Annotated in this window: 14 protein-coding genes, 1 pseudogene and 1 other annotated feature; of the genes and pseudogenes, 2 read left to right on the forward strand and 13 right to left on the reverse strand. The window is 37.4% G+C overall.

Annotation, left to right across the window (positions count from 1 at the left end; translation table 11 throughout):
• Positions 1-52: 52 nt before the first annotated feature.
• The 3 genes from pfkA to QM847_RS02475 form a co-directional block, all read right to left on the reverse strand.
• Positions 53-1,060, reverse strand: coding sequence for a 6-phosphofructokinase (gene pfkA, locus QM847_RS02465; protein WP_269797013.1), 1,008 nt, complete (start codon positions 1,058-1,060; stop codon positions 53-55).
• A gap of 82 nt (positions 1,061-1,142) precedes the next feature.
• Complete coding sequence (locus QM847_RS02470) at positions 1,143-4,244, reverse strand: DNA polymerase III subunit alpha (protein ID WP_414353539.1); 3,102 nt, start codon at positions 4,242-4,244, stop codon at positions 1,143-1,145.
• 156 nt (positions 4,245-4,400) lie between these two features.
• The gene (locus QM847_RS02475) at positions 4,401-4,835 is read right to left on the reverse strand and encodes a hypothetical protein (RefSeq protein ID WP_414353541.1); all 435 of its coding nucleotides are present in this window, start codon (positions 4,833-4,835) and stop codon (positions 4,401-4,403) included.
• 130 nt (positions 4,836-4,965) lie between these two features.
• On the opposite strand from QM847_RS02475, the pseudogene QM847_RS02480 reads away from it, so the two are divergent.
• Positions 4,966-5,471: pseudogene (locus QM847_RS02480) on the forward strand (hypothetical protein).
• A 17-nt stretch (positions 5,472-5,488) separates the two neighbouring features.
• Here QM847_RS02480 and QM847_RS02485 read toward each other — a convergent pair.
• From QM847_RS02485 to QM847_RS02530, 10 genes are all read right to left on the reverse strand, one after another.
• Complete coding sequence (locus QM847_RS02485) at positions 5,489-5,869, reverse strand: VOC family protein (protein WP_414353542.1); 381 nt, start codon at positions 5,867-5,869, stop codon at positions 5,489-5,491.
• Between the two features lie 56 nt (positions 5,870-5,925).
• A complete protein-coding gene (gene rplT / locus QM847_RS02490) occupies positions 5,926-6,285 on the reverse strand; it encodes a 50S ribosomal protein L20 (RefSeq protein WP_000124834.1) in 360 nt (119 codons plus the stop codon).
• A 50-nt stretch (positions 6,286-6,335) separates the two neighbouring features.
• Positions 6,336-6,536, reverse strand: a complete 201-nt coding sequence (gene rpmI, locus QM847_RS02495) for a 50S ribosomal protein L35 (protein ID WP_001125942.1) — start codon at positions 6,534-6,536, stop codon at positions 6,336-6,338.
• A gap of 32 nt (positions 6,537-6,568) precedes the next feature.
• Positions 6,569-7,099 (reverse strand): translation initiation factor IF-3, encoded by a 531-nt coding sequence (infC, locus tag QM847_RS02500; protein WP_414353544.1) that lies wholly within the window; start codon positions 7,097-7,099, stop codon positions 6,569-6,571.
• A gap of 15 nt (positions 7,100-7,114) precedes the next feature.
• Positions 7,115-7,245 (reverse strand) — a sequence feature (ribosomal protein L20 leader region).
• A gap of 100 nt (positions 7,246-7,345) precedes the next feature.
• Positions 7,346-8,734 carry a peptidoglycan-N-acetylglucosamine deacetylase PgdA gene (pgdA, locus tag QM847_RS02505; protein WP_269797009.1) on the reverse strand — a complete coding sequence of 463 codons (1,389 nt, stop codon included), beginning with the start codon at positions 8,732-8,734 and terminating at the stop codon, positions 7,346-7,348.
• 102 nt (positions 8,735-8,836) lie between these two features.
• Positions 8,837-10,564 (reverse strand): septation ring formation regulator EzrA, encoded by a 1,728-nt coding sequence (gene ezrA, locus QM847_RS02510; RefSeq protein ID WP_414353547.1) that lies wholly within the window; start codon positions 10,562-10,564, stop codon positions 8,837-8,839.
• A gap of 78 nt (positions 10,565-10,642) precedes the next feature.
• A complete protein-coding gene (gene gyrB / locus QM847_RS02515; protein ID WP_414353549.1) occupies positions 10,643-12,589 on the reverse strand; it encodes a DNA topoisomerase (ATP-hydrolyzing) subunit B in 1,947 nt (648 codons plus the stop codon).
• 257 nt (positions 12,590-12,846) lie between these two features.
• Positions 12,847-13,395, reverse strand: coding sequence for a DJ-1 family glyoxalase III (locus QM847_RS02520; protein ID WP_269797006.1), 549 nt, complete (start codon positions 13,393-13,395; stop codon positions 12,847-12,849).
• Positions 13,396-13,406: 11 nt separating this feature from the next.
• A complete protein-coding gene (locus tag QM847_RS02525; RefSeq protein WP_414353552.1) occupies positions 13,407-14,630 on the reverse strand; it encodes an FtsW/RodA/SpoVE family cell cycle protein in 1,224 nt (407 codons plus the stop codon).
• A gap of 24 nt (positions 14,631-14,654) precedes the next feature.
• A complete protein-coding gene (locus tag QM847_RS02530; RefSeq protein WP_414353554.1) occupies positions 14,655-17,111 on the reverse strand; it encodes a bifunctional DnaQ family exonuclease/ATP-dependent helicase in 2,457 nt (818 codons plus the stop codon).
• 121 nt (positions 17,112-17,232) lie between these two features.
• Between QM847_RS02530 and QM847_RS02535 the strand changes: the two genes are divergently transcribed.
• Positions 17,233-17,418, forward strand: a complete 186-nt coding sequence (locus tag QM847_RS02535) for a hypothetical protein (protein ID WP_142556756.1) — start codon at positions 17,233-17,235, stop codon at positions 17,416-17,418.
• Positions 17,419-17,440 lie beyond the last annotated feature (22 nt).

Raw genomic sequence — 17,440 nt, forward strand, 5'->3', positions numbered from 1 at the left:
CTCCTTTATATAGTACAACTTTGTTGTTTTTTTATTTTAATTATTTGTAGGATTAAGACAAGCTCTTGTTCAAGTAAGATAATTCAACATCTGCTTTATGTGGGTTATTGACAACAATCTTACCTTCAGATGTTAAACTGAACAAAGCTCCCTCTTCTGCTGTTCCAAGAATTGGATTTTCGACCATCTTCTCATTACGGATACCAACAGCTACTCCACCGATTCCTTGTTTAAGGAGTTTAACAGCGTGTGCGCCCATACGAGATGCCAATACACGGTCACGAGCAGTTGGTGAACCACCACGTTGGATGTGACCAAGTTCTGTGACACGAAGGTCACTTGTATCGCCAGCTTCTTTTAGTTTTTGACCAAATTCAGCTGCTGACATGACACCTTCTGCTAAAACGATAATGTTGTGTTTTTTACCGTGTTCATATCCAGCTTTGATGCTTGCTACGATATCTTCAAATTTGAAACCTTCTTCAGGGATGATGATTTCGTCAGCACCTGTTGCAATACCTGCCCAAAGAGCGATATCACCTGCGTTACGTCCCATTACTTCAACAACGAAAGTACGACGGTGACTTGATGATGTATCACGAATTTTATCGATTGCATCCATTGCAGTTGTTACTGCAGTGTCAAATCCGATTGTAAAGTCAGTACCTACGATATCGTTATCGATTGTTCCAGGAAGTCCAATAGCAGGGAATCCATGCTCAGTCAGGCGCATAGCACCATGGTAAGAACCGTCTCCACCAATAACAACAACACCTTCAATTCCGTGTTTCTTCAATTGCTCAATTCCTTTAAGTTGACCTTCTAGTTGTGCAAACTCAGGATAACGAGCTGAGTGCAAGAAAGTACCACCACGAGAAATGATGTCTCCCACTGAAGCAGCATCAAGTGGAGAAATTTTACCGGCAACCATACCAGCATATCCATCATAGATACCAAATACTTCCATGCCTTCTGAAAGGGCTTGACGAACTACCGCTCGAATAGCAGCATTCATACCTGGGGCATCTCCCCCACTTGTTAAAACAGCAATACGTTTCATTTGGTTTTTGCTCCTTTTTCCTTTAACATTCTCCCTGATTATATCACAATTAAAATGAAAATTCTTCTATTTTCCGTAAATTTTAACGATAAATCGTTTTCATAACAATCCCACTCAAAGATTCTTCTAAAGCTATATCTTTAGCGACAAAATAGCTTGAAGCAAGGACAGTTTTTTGATCTTCTTCATAGCGAATAACGACAGGTATCTGACCTTCATATTTTTCTAAAATATGATAAATTTCTTGGTCATGGTCATGATTGGCTACCTGAATCCAAAATCGTTCATGAACTGCTTCTTTAAGATTGTTTAATATGAACTGGAGCTTCCCATCTCGAGATTGGACCTTACCATTCATATAGTAAAATTTTCCTTCTTGTAGCTGGTCTCTCATTTGGTGATATCGCTCTGAAAAAACAGTTACTTCCATTTTTGTTTTACTATCACTGACTTTCAAAAAGGCCATATTTTCACCTTTTTTTGTTCGAATAACACGAATCGATAGAATCTCAACGAGCACTGTAGCTGTTTGTCCCTCAGATAAGTCAGATAAGCTAGTGATAGGATAGATGGCTTTTTTAGCTAAAGCAACTAAAGGATGCTGACTGATCCCCACACCTAACCATTCCTGCTCTTTTTGGAATTTCTCAATTTCAGTGTAATCATCTGCTTCTGTCCAATTATAGTTGCTGTCTGCAAAAAGGCTTCCTAACTCTTCCACAAAAATAAATAAAGTAGGTAAGTTGGATAAGATTTTTTTCCGATTCTTCTCAAATTTATCGAATAAGCCAGTCTCAATCAAGGGAGTTAATAAACTTATTTTTTGATAATTTTTCGGCAATCGTGTGATAAAATCTTCAACACTAGAAAATGGGCGATTCTCAATAATCCAATAGGCAAAATCGCGAGGCATTCCCTTAATACTCTTAAGACCTAGATGAATTGTCTTATCTGCTAACTTATCTTGAAATAGAACTGTATTAATAGATAAAGGAGCAAGTTCAAAGCCCATCTCCAGAGCATCTACAATATAATCACTACTCGCATAGTTCAACATCACTTGATAGAAAATTGACGGATAATGTGTTTTGAAATAGGCAAGTTGAAATGCCAAAGCTGCATAGGCATAAGCATGCGAACGGTTAAATCCGTAGCCCGCAAATTTTTCCATAACTGCAAATACTTGCTGGGCTTGCTCAGCAGCATGACCTTTTTTAAGTGCACCTTGAATGAAACTTTCTTCCATCTGATGCATCTCAGCAGCATTCTTTTTCCCCATAGCCCGGCGCAAAATGTCAGCCTTACCTAGGCTAAAACCAGCGTAACGCTGAGCTACTTGCATTACCTGCTCCTGATAGAGCATAATCCCATAGGTTGGTGCCAAAATATCTTCTAGAATAGGATCAAGTACAGTGACTTTTTCCTTACCATGCTTTCTTGCAACGAAGTTGTCAATATAATCACTAGCTCCTGGTCTATTTAAAGAAGTCGTAGCAACCACTTCTTCAAAGTTCTCAGGTTTCACTCGTTTAAGAAGACGAATAGCTCCTGGTTGTTCAAATTGAAAGATCCCTTTTGTTTTACCTGCAGCAAAGAGAGCCAAAGTTTCTTTGTCTTCAAGGTCAATCTCCTCAATCTTCAAGGATATTCCTTGTGTCTTAAGCAATAACTCTTGCATTTTTTGAACAAATGTTAAATTTCGTAGACCCAAGAAATCCATCTTCAGAAGACCATTGCCTTCGACTCCATGAGCATCATACTGAGTAATCAGCATATCCTCACCATACTTAAGTGGAATGTAATCCGTTAGGGTTTTATCGCTAATAACTACACCCGCAGCATGAATGGAAGTTTGTCTCGGATAGCCTTCTATTTTTTTAGCGATTTCAAAGGCCTTTTGATATTCTATTTTGCTTTGAATCAACTGCCTAAAACTAAGATTTTTAGTATAGGCATCAGTCAGAGTATCCTTTGGTCCAATTTTTTTGGTAATGGCAGTCAATTCATACTCTGGAACACCATAACGTTTAAATATATCTCGGATGGCTTGCTTGGCTCCAAAGGTTGAATAGGTGACAATCTGAGCAGCATGGATACTACCATAACGGTCACGAACATAGCGAATAAACTCTGGACGATAGATATCTGGAATATCAATATCTATATCTGGCATGGTATAACGTTCACGATTTAGAAAGCGTTCAAAGATTAGATTTTTAGCTACAGGATCAATTCCTGTAATATCCAAAGCATAGGCTACAAGACTCCCTACAGCAGAACCACGTCCCATTCCCATATAATAACCTTGAGAACGACCAAACTGTAAAAGATCTCCAACCACCAAGAAATAATCATCAAATCCCATGTCGTGAATAACTGACAATTCTTGATTTAAACGATTTTTATAAACTTCAGACGTTAGTCCTTTGACTTCTAAACCTTTTTCTGCTTTTTCTCTAAGCTCCTCTACAGCAGGTCTCTTAGCATTAAATCTTGGAAGTTTAAGACTGCTATCAATCTTATACTCGGTTTCTTTAGTCAGTAACAGTAAATTTTCTACAGCCTTGGGGAATTTTTCTCGAAAAACTTGTTCTAAACGATGAGCAGGTATAAACAAGCCCTGTTGGGACTGTATGTCTACTTCACGAAGAGTCACATTTTCCTTGATAGCCTTTAGCATTTGTAGTGTTTCTACATCTTCTGCTTCAAATGAATTTACACGGTAAAGAGGGAAAACAGGACGGGAGAAATCCCTTTGAGGACTATCTGGAAAAACTCCAATATAATAATCACATCCGAGATCTAGTTGGTCAAGTCCATCAAAGTAGGGAACAATAACACAGATATCCTTGAGATTAGAAGTAAAATCAGGCCATTCTTTTTTTCCTCTCATTTTTAAAGTAGACAGTTTCATGAGTTGTTGATATCCAAGAGTGGATAGAGCTAAAAAACGAAGATTTACAGGTCTCTCTTCATGAAAAACTGTCATTTCAAGGCCTAATAGTGGTTGAATGCCTTGCTTTTGACACTCTTTGATAAAAGAATAGGCTCCATAAAGATTATCCATATCCATAATCCCTAAAGAACTATAGCCATATTCTTTTCCGATAGAGACATATTTTTCTATCGAAACCATGCTCTCCATAAAGCTATATACAGTTTTTGTATCTAATTGGGCAATCACTCACTACCACCTCCCTTATTCTCTTTATATTATACCATTTTAGAAAATAGAAACACAATTTCTTTCTAATCATTAAACTAAAAAACCATAGCCTAAAAGCTATGGTTTTATGATATGAAATAAGTTCGAAGAAGAGTTGCGCCTAGCTTTTTTAACTTAGTTACTTGTATCTTTCGTTAAAAATATCCCGATTAGAACTAGGACTAGTGAGAGATAAGGAAAAACCCTAAACATCTGCCAATCCGGGTCGAATGCTAAAAGTCCGGAAAGCAAATAAAATCCTGCACTCGCATACAAGAAATTTCTATTTACTTTCTTGATTCCTATCCTAGTTAAAAAAGTTGCTATAGCGTAAGCAATTAAATTAGGACCTAGAAAAATCAAGAATACAATTCCCCATGGAGCAGTAAATAAAGCAAGAGTTATAAATAGAAGAATATAGGTAAGTGCCAAATAAAATGAGAAAGATAGAAGAGTCGAAGGTTTCTTGACTGCTTTTGGACCATTCTTCATATCTTCCACCGAATTATTTTCTACAATTAGTTTATCTTCCTCTTGGTTTAACTCTACATTTGGATTTTGGTCTGACATCTTTTTCTCCCACTAATTTGTTTAATTATTTTTATTATATCCCAAATTATCAAATTAAGCTAGATAGAAAAAAGCCATCTATGTTAGTCTCAGAAAAACACTCACATTTGTCTGAAAGAAACTAACATAAATGACCTACTCTTATCTTACTACAAATGAACTTGTAATGATAGAGGCTTATTACCAAGAAGGTAAAAAGGTCTGTGATATTGCAAAGTCAACTGGAAGAGCGCAACCGACCATTTTAATCTTATCTATTTCTGAAAACCAGTCATTCGACTTATGACTATTATCAACTCTACAAAGCCAACAAGAGCCATTGTGACCGAAAAAGCACCCAGTTCACCAGACCAGTACAAGAGTTTATCCAATCCATCACTTTTGATTACGGAAAGGAATTCTCGAATTGGAAACCAAATTCTAACAAACAGGACATTTACATCTTCTTTGTGGTTCCTGGTTACCCTGACTAAATGAACATTCTAGCGGTTTATGCAGATGGATTTCAGCAGACTTTCTCAAACACTCTTATCAGCTGTAGCTGATAAGAGAAATCAAATCCCAAGGAAGTCCTTAAACTACCAACCTCCGTATCAAATTTTTCTGAATCAGGTGAAATTGTCTAACTCAATTTGACAAATGAGGAGTTTTTATTATTTTTCACGAATCACTTCTACCTTGTATCCATCTGGATCTTTAACAAAGTAATAGTTTGGTTGAGTACCTGGAAGTCCTTTAGGTTCCGTTACTTCATAACCTTTTTCGCTATGTTCTTTATGAAGAGCCTCAAGGTCAGGTGTGCTTAGAGCGATGTGAGCAAAGCCGTTACCCACAACATAAGGCCCATGATCATAGTTGTAAGTCAACTCCAATTCATAATCATCACCGTCAAGACCTAGATAAACAATGGTAAATGCATAGTCTGGAAAATCCTTGCGACGTAATTCCTTAAATCCAAACGCATCTTGATAGAAAGCAATTGATTTTTCAAGATTTTCTACTCGCAAGCAAGTGTGTAACATTTTTGAAGCCATTTTTTCTCCTTTGTTTAAAAAAGACTGGGACAAACTTGTACCAGTCTTATAATTAATTATTTACCAAGTTTTGCTTTAGCTGCATCTGCAAGAGCTGTGAAAGCTGCTGCATCGTTAACAGCCAAGTCAGCAAGCATTTTACGGTTAACTTCGATCTCAGCCAATTTCAAACCATGCATCAATTGTGAGTATGAAAGTCCATTCATACGAGCTGCCGCATTGATACGTGTGATCCACAATTTACGGAAGTCACGTTTCTTTTGACGACGGTCACGGTATGCATAGTAGTAAGAGTTCATTACTTGTTCTTTTGCAGTACGGAACAAGATGTGTTTAGCTCCATAGTAACCTTTTGCTAATTTTAAAATACGTTTACGACGTTTGCGTGATACAACGCCACCTTTAACACGTGCCATTTATATTTCCTCCAAATATTTCCTAGAATTCTTTACTTACAAATACGCGATTATTTCAAGCGAGTAAGCATTGCTTTGATACGTTTGAAATCTCCTGAATGCACCATAGATGCTTTACGAAGATGACGACGTTGTTTCTTAGTTTTTCCGTGGAAACGGTGAGAAGTGTAAGCACGGAAACGTTTAAGTCCACCAGAACCTGTACGTTTGAAACGTTTAGCTGATGCGCGGTGTGTTTTTTGTTTTGGCATGATTTTTTCTCCTTTATTTGACTTTCCGACAATTATTTTTTGTCAGTTGCTGGTGCCAACTGCATGAACATTTGGCGACCATCCATTTTAGCACGTTGTTCGATGATAGCAATATCTTGTGTTGCTTCAGCAAACTCGGCTAAAACTTTTGCACCAATCTCTTTATGGGTGATCATACGCCCTTTAAAGCGAATGGATACCTTCACTTTGTTCCCTTTTTCAAGGAACTTGCGAGCATTGCGAAGTTTCGTATCGAAATCACCCTTATCAATAACTGGGCTCAATCGAACTTCTTTCACAGTCACAACGCTTTGTTTTTTGCGTTGTTCTTTTTGTTTCTTCTGGTACTCAAATTTGAACTTGCCATAGTCCATAATTTTCGCAACAGGAGGTTTAGCTTGAGGTTGAATAAGAACCAAGTCCACGTTCGCTTCATCCGCAAGTGCTTGCGCTTCACTAAGTGGTTTGATACCTAATTGCTCACCCTCTAGACCGATTAAGCGAACTTCACGTACACGAATTTCATCATTGATGAATAAGTCTTGCTTTGCTATGGTTTTCACCTCTTTTTTTATTTTAGAGAAAAACAAGAGCGGACTTGCTAACGCAAATCCGCACTACATGATTATAGTTCATTTCTGAAACTTGATCCGTAGGGGCCAGACAACGTTAGTCGCAAGGCGAGAAGTTCTCACTTCTGCTTTTCTCAACTTTTATATCATATCAAGTTTTCCCTAGTTTGTCAAGATAAAAGTTATTTTTTTCTATCTTTAAATTAAAAATCTATAAAAGCCTATAGTCATCATTCACTACTCACGAGAATAATAGACATGATGAGGTTGCAATCGAGAATTGAGAAGTTCTGAAACGGTCACAAAACTATAACCTTGTTCTTTCAAATACTCAATAACTCGTGGAAGCGCATTGATCGATGGTTGATGGATATCATGCATCAGAATAATAGATCCATTGCTAACTTGGTGCTGAATTTCTGTTAAAATTTTTGTTTCATTCAGACTCTTCCAATCCAAACTGTCTACATTCCACAATATATAGCTTAAATCTATACCGTTTCGAATATCATCAGAAATTGCTCCATAAGGCGGACGCATCAATTTAGAACTAGTTCCAAGAACACTGGTAATTGCAGATTCTGTATCTGTAATTTGTTTCTTTGCATCTTCTAGAGAAAGTTTCGTCAAGACTGGATGGTTCCAACTATGATTACCTACCTCATGTCCTTCTGATTTCATTCGTTTTAGAATAGACTCATTACCAGCTATATTCTTCCCTTGCACAAAGAAGGTTGCTTTTATATGATACTTGGCTAAGATATCCAAAGCTTGAGGAGTCGTATTCCCATCTGGGCCATCATCAAAGGTTAAAGCTACAACTTTTTTATGCTTTTCACCTTGAATAGTCTCATATAGTTTAGCATCTTTTTCTGATAAATAAGCTACATTAATCAGTTCAAAATAGTCAGAAATAAGAAGTCCAATTCCTTCTGCGTTTCCAGTTTGGTTTATCGGGTAAAGGATAAGTTGACTATCCTTGTAGGCAAATTTCCAATTAGATAAATCCGTGTTCGAAAAGTCAGCTATAACTTGATTTACAAGTGTTTGCTCTACTTTCTTATCAAGAAGAGCTGATTTAATATCCTCTAATAATTTTCCTTTAGCTGTCGAAGAATCATTGAAGAATTGATCAAGAGTGAAGAGATTTCCATCTTCTTTAAGATACAGCTGATTTAAGGTTGTATTCTCCAATTCTACAACATTAGAATTCGACAAATCATAGACTTGTTTTTTTACTAGTCGATTTTCAATTCCTCTGAAGGAAGAATCTCCTTTTTCTGAATAATAGAAAATCAGATGCTCTTTTCCTTCTACCTTATCTGTGATATCTTTTATCATGACATCTTTTACAGAGGTAATAATACTATCTCCACTCATTGGATAGTAGGTAATAATCTCTGATTTATCTTTGCGGAAATGATCTTTTTGACTACCTTGATAATAAGCACTATCTTTTTCAGATATTAATGCTTCAATCTTTTGTGCAAAATTCTGTTTAGTTAGTACTTTGTGGGTGATTGCCCCACCTAAAGCAAGTATTATGAAAAATAAAAGTCCTACAAGGAAGCCTAATTTCCCATTATTCTTGTTATCTGTCTTTCGGGTTGTTCTCTTTTTTGTCATAGTCTTATCATATCAAATTTAAACTATAATTTCAATGAAAAGTGTACCCGACTTGATTCGATACAAAAAGAAAAATCCTAGAATTTTCTAGGATTTTATCTTTTAAAAACGAATCGTTTCTCTTGTTTTTTCATAAGATGTAACAAAGCGATTGGTTACACCAGGCTCAGCAAGTTCCAAAGCTTGAGATATTTTTTCAAAAGAAGCTTGATAATCAAACTCTGTCTCAAAGATATGCAAGGCTTCATGGAAAGCCTGCTGGATACGTTCATCAAATGATCTGTATCGGTTAGAATATTGTAGTAATTGCTCTGTCAAAGTAGCATTTTGAACAATACTGTACGTTTCAGCTTCCAAAATTTCCATGTCATTTGTTGCAATCTCAAGAACACGATTAACAGACTCAATATTAACTTGTGACTGTTCCAATTCTGCCATTAGATCTTCTGTACTACGACTTGCATCAAAGAATAGTTTCAAGAATTTTTGAGGAATACCTGGAAGATTTCTCTTTTCCATGTAGCGCTTAATGGTATGTAGTCTGTTCACATAAACATTTGCTTTTTGACGAGCATTTACATCATCTTTTTCAATTTGAACCAAACGCTCACTAACAGCGATTTGATCATCTTCAATATCTTTTAATGTAGTTTGAAGATTCTCTAAACGTTCCTTCAAGATAGAGTATGGTTCTGTTACTTCAGATTGTTCGCTTGTGAGCTCTTCTACAGTCGTGCTAATAGCTGCAATATCAGCCTGAAGACGACGCACTCGGTTAATATCACTCTCTGAAAGTAAGTATGTCTTACCTAGACGCTCCATATCTTTAACAAGAACTTCGTTATTCTCTTTCAAATGTCCAAGATAAGTAGGAAGCGTAGACATCAATTTTTCAAAAGCTTTTTCAGAAGCAATTTCACGTGTGAAGATATCGTAAAGTGCATTAATTTCTTCTTGGATTTGAGCATTTTCATACTCGGCATTGTCAAGTTCTAGTTTTCGAAGATTTTCATGGTTATTTTTTAATGCCTCATACAAAAGTTGAAGTCTAGATTCGATATCTGTTTCAACAAATTGATAGTTTGCATCTAAAAGCTTACGATAACCCGACTCTAAATCCTCTAATTGTTCTGGTAACTCAGTTGTCAGTTTAGCTACAATAGCTGGAATTCGATCAACAATATGAGTTAAAGCAAGAATATGATTTTCGGTACTATCTAAAACACCAGCAGCTTCAACAGGATCTCCAGAAGAGTTCAAGGTTACAAATTGAGAAAACTCAGATTGGATATGCTCCAGTTGTTTTTCAATCTCAGGTAAAGCTGCACCATATTGTTCAGAATTATCTGCTACTTTGTGCTGTAGATTTTCGAACAAGTCTAATGCATGAAGTACACGCCCACTATTTTTTGATTCTTGTTTTTCAAGATCTGCTAAAGCTTTACGAATAGAATCAATATCTTCTTCAATCAGACTAATCTGACTCTCAATTTGCTCGATTTGTTGACGAGCTTTTAAAAATCGGAAAGAATTGTTAAATCCTTCAGCTTCAAAGAGATTATTCTCAATATCAGCAAATGAATTCAAGGACAAATCAACCCATTTTTGGTTCCATTCACGAAATGCAATTTGACTTTGACCAATCAAATGCATGTTTTTCACAGCCTCAACCTCATCATTAACAGGAAGGTTGTAAAGTTCTTCTTTTCTTTGTTCCAAAGCTGCAAGTCTGCTACTATTGCGTTTACGAATTAAAATTGCCATTACATAAGCAACAATAAGTAGAGCGGCAACTGCAATCAAAGTAATAATCAATTGATTATCAGACATATCAAACTCCTTTTATACTTGACACAATTGTATTGATTATATCATATTTTTTTAATAGTGGAAACACTTTCCACACTTTTATACGTCAAGAGTACTATAGATGGCATTTTCCTCAATAAATTCTCGACGTGGTTCCACGCGGTCTCCCATGAGCATATCAAAAATCTTATCTGCTTCTGCAGCATCATCCACTGATACACGAGCCATGAGACGATGTTCCGGATTCATGGTAGTTTCCCAAAGTTGGTGATCATCCATTTCTCCAAGACCTTTATAGCGCTGAATTGTAGGTTTTGATCGACCTTCACTATATCGAGCCAATGCTTCTTGTAATTGTTTTTCTTGATTTGCTCCTGGCTGAATATACTCTTTGATTTCACTACCAACCTTAACACCATAAATCGGTGGTTGAGCGATATAAACATATCCTGCCTCTAGAACGGGTTTCATATAACGATAAATCAGAGTTAACAAGAGTGTTCGAATATGAGCACCATCGACATCGGCATCTGTCATGATAACCAGTTTTTGATAGCGAGCTTTACTAACATCAAACTCAGCACCAAATCCTGTTCCCATAGCTGTAAACAAGCTACGGATTTCCTCATTAGCAAGAATCTTGTCCATGCTAGCTTTTTCTACGTTGAGGATTTTACCACGAATTGGTAAGATAGCTTGGAACTCACGATCACGTCCTGATTTTGCAGAACCACCGGCAGAGTCTCCTTCGACGATGAAAAGTTCTGTTTCAGCTGGATTGTTTGATGAACAGTCCGCTAATTTTCCTGGTAGATTTGAAATTTCTAAACCAGATTTCTTACGTGTCACTTCTCGTGCACGTTTTGCTGCCACACGAGCCTTAGCTGCTAGGATACCTTTTTCTACGATGCGCTTAGCAATCTGTGGATTTTCCAAAAGGAAGTCAGAAAATGCATCACTGAACAAGCGGTTGGTAATCTTCACAACTTCACTATTTCCAAGTTTGGTCTTAGTTTGTCCTTCAAACTGAGGGTTTGGATGCTTCACAGAGATAACGGCTGTCAATCCTTCACGGACGTCCTCACCTGTTAGGTTATCTTCGTTATCTTTTAGAAGTTTGTTTTTACGAGCATAGTCATTGATAACACGAGTTAAGGCTGTACGGAAACCTTGTTCATGTGTTCCACCTTCATGGGTATGAATATTGTTGGCGAAACTCATGACATTCTCGTGGTAACCCGTTGTGTACTGCATGGCGACTTCCACTGTAATATCATCCATTTCACCATCTGTGTAGATTGGTGTATCAAAGATAACATCCTTATTTTCGTTGAGGTACTCAACGTAGCTCGCAATCCCACCTTCATAGTGATAATGCTTAGTCTGCTCAAGTCCTTCACGTTTGTCAGTGATAGAGATTTGAAGCCCACGATTCAAAAAGGCTAACTCTTGAACACGTTTGTTTAATCGATCAAAATCAAATTCTGTTGTCTCAGTAAAAATTTCTGGATCTGGTGTGAAGTGAACGGTTGTTCCAGTCCGATCTGTGTCTCCAACAATCTCAAGGTCTGCCACAACATGACCACGGCGGTATTCTTGGTAATAAATTTTACCATTTTTATGAACATGGACATCCAATTGAGTTGATAGAGCATTTACAACCGATGAGCCAACACCGTGCAGTCCACCTGAAACCTTGTAACCGCCACCGCCAAATTTCCCTCCAGCGTGTAGAACGGTAAAGACAGTCTCAACCGCAGGACGTCCTGTCTTTTCTTGAATATCAACAGGAATACCACGTCCATCATCGACCACTGTAATAGAATTATCAGGTTCAATAAAGACCTCGATATGACTAGCGAATCCTGCCAAGGCTTCATCAATAGAATTATCTACAATTTCCCACACTAGATGGTGAAGTCCTTCTTTAGCAGTTGATCCAATATACATCCCTGGACGCATTCGGACAGCTTCCAAGCCTTCTAAAACTTGAATTTGACTGGCATCATAATCGTGTGCCTGTTGGTTTTTAATTTCTTCTGACATTTTTTTCCTTTTTCTTACAAGTCAACACTTTATTTGTGTACCACGATAGTTTCAACATGTCTCAATCTGAAGGCATACATCGTATTAAAAGCTCCATAGTAAGACAACTAAAAATTGGTCAAAACCATTTATAATCGTGATACTTTACACCTCCTCATTATACCATTTTTCCATTAAAAAAGCGAATATTTCCTTTATTTTTAATAGTAAAAGAGAGAGAAATTTTCTTTTTATAGAAAATCCCTCTCTCTTTTTTATCATTTTTCAAAAATGTCCTGATAAAGCATCCCTTTTCGTAAGCTTTCTGCATCTCCACCTAGCATTTCAACTAAGTGATATGAAAAAGCTAAAGCTGTTGCAGGACCACGACTGGTAATGATATTGCCATCTACCACAACTGTTTCCTTGAGATAACTTCCGTCAGCAATTTGTTCTTGAACACCATCATAGCAAGTGAATTTTTTTCCGCTAAGAAGTCCCGCTTGATTTAGGACAATTGGTGCTGCACAAATTGCTGCCAACTTCTTACCAGCTTGATTCAGACCCTGCAACTCAGCTATTAAGACTTCATTGTCGCGTAAATTAGCTGAGCCAGGCATCCCTCCAGGAAGAACCACCAAGTCATAGTCTGATAAGTCTCCCTCAAATACTAAATCTGCACTGACTTGAATACCATGTGAACCAGTGACCTTTTCTTCGAAGCCAATCATTTCACAAGTAATATTTGCTCGACGTAAAACATCCACAACTGTCAAGGCTTCAATTTCTTCAAAACCATTGGCTAACATAACAGCAACTTTAGACATTCTTATCCTCCTTATTTGACCTTTTTCAAAACGACTTTTTTACGTTTAAACTTGGCTCGACCACTTTTCTCATCAGCAAGGTGAGTTTGATAACTCATAGATAAGAGCAAACCAACACCAATTAAATTACTAATGATGGCCGATCCTCCTTGAGAAATAAAAGGCAACGGAATTCCCGTCAAAGGAAGTAGACCTGTAACGGCACCAATATTTTCAAAGATATGGAATAGCAACATCATGATAAAACCTGTTGAGATGTATGTATAAAATTGATTGTTAGATTTGAGGGTGATTTTAAGCATACGATAGATCAAGAGTAGATACAAGGCAATCACAATAACGGAACCGATAAAACCAAAATCCTCCGCAATCACTGTGAAAATCATATCACTCTCTCTAACTGGTATTAGTAAATTGGAAACATTAAATCCCTGACCAAACAAGCCCCCACTACCAATAGCAATTTGACCTTGCGCCTGTTGATAGGTTGTTGTCTGTGCATAATCAAAAGGGTTTAACCATGCTAAAATACGGTTAATTTGATAAGTCGGCATCCCAATTTGATGCAAAAATGCTCGTCCATCCTTCGTGATGAAGATGGCTAAAAATCCAACAATAGCAGATATAGCTGTTAGAAAAACCGGGATAATAATTTTCCAAGAAACTCCTGATAACAAGACCATCCCGGCAAAAATTGCAACGAAGACGAGAGCTGTCCCAAGGTCACTTTGTAAGGCCAACAAAACTAAAACAGGAATCGTAAAGATTACCATCCATAGAATTAGGAGAAAGTCCAATCCAATGGTTCGTGCATCTTTTTTATGGTTCTTTATAAAGGTCACAATGATATAAGCCAACATCAAAATATAGGATATTTTCATAAATTCAGAAGGTTGAAATAGAGTCATCCCTCCGAAAAATACCCAGTTTTTCGCTCCAGTAGCCGCTACAAGTCTCGGATTGTAAAAGATTAGGGGTAGAACCATTAGAATCAATCCTAAGCCATAAAGATATGGGGTAGCTTGCCACAAGAACTTGGTGTTAAAGAACATGACAACAAAGCTAATAATAATTCCAAGGGCAATCCATGCTAGTTGCTGTCCAAGTATTGACCAAATATTGTTTGGGTAATCATGGCTAACAGCTATATAAATAGCTACCACACCAATTACTAGCAAACAAAACACCGGTAAAATCAAACTATAATCGACTCGAGAGTCGAGAGGACGTTTCATAAAGGCCTCCTTCATACTTTCTGGTTATCTTCTATGATTTTTAAAAAAATGAGCTATTTTAGAAATGATTTGGTCTCGATTCGTTTCTTCCAGTCGACAATTTTGAGTTAAAGACCTCGCAATTTGTTTACCATATCGTTTGGTCACCATACGACTGTCTAGAATAAGGACACTAGAACTCTGATTGGAATATCTCGTTGTTCGACCAAGGGCTTGTTTTAGACGAATAATAGCCATAGGCAGTTGATAGTCATAAAAAGGATTTTTACCTTCCAACCGCAGTTCTTGATTCATCTTTTTGGTAAAGGGATCTTCAGGATTTTGGAAAGGCAGACGCGTCACCACCTCAATGACACGAGGATGAGCTGAAAAATCAACTCCCTCCCAAAAACTACCTGCACCCAGTAAAATCTCTCGCTCCCCTCTTTCAAAACGTTTTTTTAGCTGGGCTGGTTCTCCATGCTTATACTGGGCTAAATGAGGAATTGACAAATAATCAGAGACTTTTAACAAAAGTTCTCTCGACGTAAATAAAACTAAGATAGGCTCTTTCAAGCTTGTTGCTTCTTCAATCAGATTGACAAGAGCTTGAGCATAATCTTCTTGAGAAGTTTCGGTCACCAATGGAAAATCCTTCACAACTAAGATTTCTTGATTTTCTTGAAATTGTTCATCTAGTCTATCAAAGGCAGCATCAGGGAATCCTAGTAATTCTGGCAAAGAAACCCTACTACTGATTTCTAAAGTAGCAGAGATACCTAATAGCTGACAGGAGTCTGGAAAGATCTCAGAAAAGAGTATACGTTGATGTCGACTAGAAGAAATTTCAATCTTCTTACTAGAAAACTCTGAAGCGGATAACCAAAATTCACCATCTGAGTAGAAAAACTGTTGATACTCTTGGAAAACTGGCATATCTAACTCAGAAAAATCTTGTCGCAACTGTGAAATGGTACTACTTGGACATATTCTTCGTTTCCCAGATAGAAACTGATCCATCAGATGACAAAGCTCAAATCGAATACTCTCCATCAATCGTCTTTCAAGCATGCCTTCTTCTGTAGATAGAGCTTGGTCTAATTGTTCTAGCAAATCTGTAAGCAAATAAGATTTTCGAGAAAGATTCTCCAATGTCAGCAAGATTTTCTGGGCTTCATCTAAAATCAAGAGACGCCCCTCTAAAAGACTTGGATCATCTTCCAAACGGGTAACCAAATATGCGTGATTGGTCACCAATAATTGGCAACTGCGTGCCTTGCTCTGCCCTCGTTTCCAAAAATCCTCTAGCCAAAAGAGAGAATTTTTGGAGAGTTTGCCATCATGAACTAGATTTGGCAAAAATTGTTGATAACGATAAAGCTGACCAATTTCATCTAGGTCACCTGTATCTGTTTCTGTCAACCAAACTAGGAGTTGCATCTTGAAACGAGTATACAAACGATTGGACTCTTCTTCCTCTAAAGCTGCATAAAATGAATCTAGCTTCAAGTAATTTTGTGGCCCTTTGAGACTATGGACTGAAAGGTGGAATACTTCTTCCAATCTTCTAGCTTCTTCTTGCATAATCTGATTTTGGAGAATTTTAGTAGGAACACTAAGGAGAATCCCCTCTTTATTCTCAAGGGCTAAGGCGGGCAAAAGGTAACCATAGGTTTTCCCAATTCCAGTTTGAGCCTGAATAAATGAGATTGTCTCCTCCTTTAAAAACTCTTGAACCTTTTTTGCAAAGCGTTCTTGCAAGTTTCTATCCTCCAACCCCAGCAAGGCAATATTGGTTTGGAAATCTTTAGATAGTTTTCGTGGAGAAAGGGCTGATTTTTCTTTTCTTAAAAATAGACCTTGAACCTCTACCAAGTCATGTTCAACTAAGAGAGACTGCTTCTGATAAACTTCCTCGATGACCAGGTATGTTTCGTACAACAAGCTATCAGACAAACTCAATAAGCGCTCCAACAAACCTTTTGGAAGTTGAAACATCTTTTGTCTCATACAAAGAAAGAGTTCTGCCGTTGCTTGGGCATCTGATAAGGCTGTGTGAGCTTGCTCCAAGGGAATCCCCAACTCTTGACAGAGAATTCCAAGATTATACTTTTCAAGTTGAGGATAAAATACTTGAGCCAACTCAACCGTATCGATACGAGGAGTGCGTAATTCATAACCTTCAAAAAATAGGAATTCTGCCAACAAATTGGCATCGAACTGAACATTGTGCGCAACAAAAATACCGTCTTTGACCAGTTCAAAAATCTTTCCAGCTACCTGGGAAAACTCTGGAGCCTTTGCTAAACGCTTGTCTGTCAAACCCGTTAATTCTTTGATATGAGAATCCAAGTGTTCATGAGGGTTGACATCAGTAGCATATTGCTCAACAATCTCACCATCTTCAATGACTACAATTCCCACTTGGATGATTTTTGCCTTACTTCCAGTACTTGTAGCTTCTAAATCTACAACTACGTACCGATCATTTCTAAAATTCATCACTAAAAATTATATCAAAATTTACATCATTTGACACCCCTGAACTTTATTTGAAGAGTCAAGTTTCTTGCAAGATTTGAACAAAAATGATTGAATAGAATTGTTGAAAAGGAGGAGCACCATGAACCCAATGGATTTATTTAACAAAGTTAAAGAATTAATCGAAACAAAAGATTTCGACGCTGCTAAATCTTTCATCGAAGAGAATAAAGATCAACTCGGTGACTACTTTAGCCAAGCCCAAGACTTGATTTCAGGTTCAGAAGGACTTGACGGTCTTGTTGACAAAGTTAAAGGACTCTTCTAATCCTTAAAAGACACCTGATATT

Origin of the sequence: Streptococcus timonensis (assembly GCF_047463455.1) — a bacterium.
GTDB classification, from domain to species: domain Bacteria; phylum Bacillota; class Bacilli; order Lactobacillales; family Streptococcaceae; genus Streptococcus; species Streptococcus timonensis_B.

Excerpts from the sequence above, each read along its gene's own strand:
- pfkA (WP_269797013.1), bottom strand. The coding sequence starts at position 1,060 with ATGAAACGTATTGCTGTTTTAACAAGTGGGGGAGATGCCCCAGGTATG.
- QM847_RS02475 (WP_414353541.1), bottom strand. The coding sequence starts at position 4,835 with ATGTCAGACCAAAATCCAAATGTAGAGTTAAACCAAGAGGAAGATAAA.
- QM847_RS02485 (WP_414353542.1), bottom strand. The coding sequence starts at position 5,869 with ATGGCTTCAAAAATGTTACACACTTGCTTGCGAGTAGAAAATCTTGAA.
- rplT (WP_000124834.1), bottom strand. The coding sequence starts at position 6,285 with ATGGCACGTGTTAAAGGTGGCGTTGTATCACGCAAACGTCGTAAACGT.
- rpmI (WP_001125942.1), bottom strand. The coding sequence starts at position 6,536 with ATGCCAAAACAAAAAACACACCGCGCATCAGCTAAACGTTTCAAACGT.
- pgdA (WP_269797009.1), bottom strand. The coding sequence starts at position 8,734 with ATGACAAAAAAGAGAACAACCCGAAAGACAGATAACAAGAATAATGGG.
- ezrA (WP_414353547.1), bottom strand. The coding sequence starts at position 10,564 with ATGTCTGATAATCAATTGATTATTACTTTGATTGCAGTTGCCGCTCTA.
- gyrB (WP_414353549.1), bottom strand. The coding sequence starts at position 12,589 with ATGTCAGAAGAAATTAAAAACCAACAGGCACACGATTATGATGCCAGT.
- QM847_RS02520 (WP_269797006.1), bottom strand. The coding sequence starts at position 13,395 with ATGTCTAAAGTTGCTGTTATGTTAGCCAATGGTTTTGAAGAAATTGAA.
- QM847_RS02525 (WP_414353552.1), bottom strand. The coding sequence starts at position 14,630 with ATGAAACGTCCTCTCGACTCTCGAGTCGATTATAGTTTGATTTTACCG.
- QM847_RS02530 (WP_414353554.1), bottom strand. The coding sequence starts at position 17,111 with ATGAATTTTAGAAATGATCGGTACGTAGTTGTAGATTTAGAAGCTACA.
- QM847_RS02535 (WP_142556756.1), top strand. The coding sequence starts at position 17,233 with ATGAACCCAATGGATTTATTTAACAAAGTTAAAGAATTAATCGAAACA.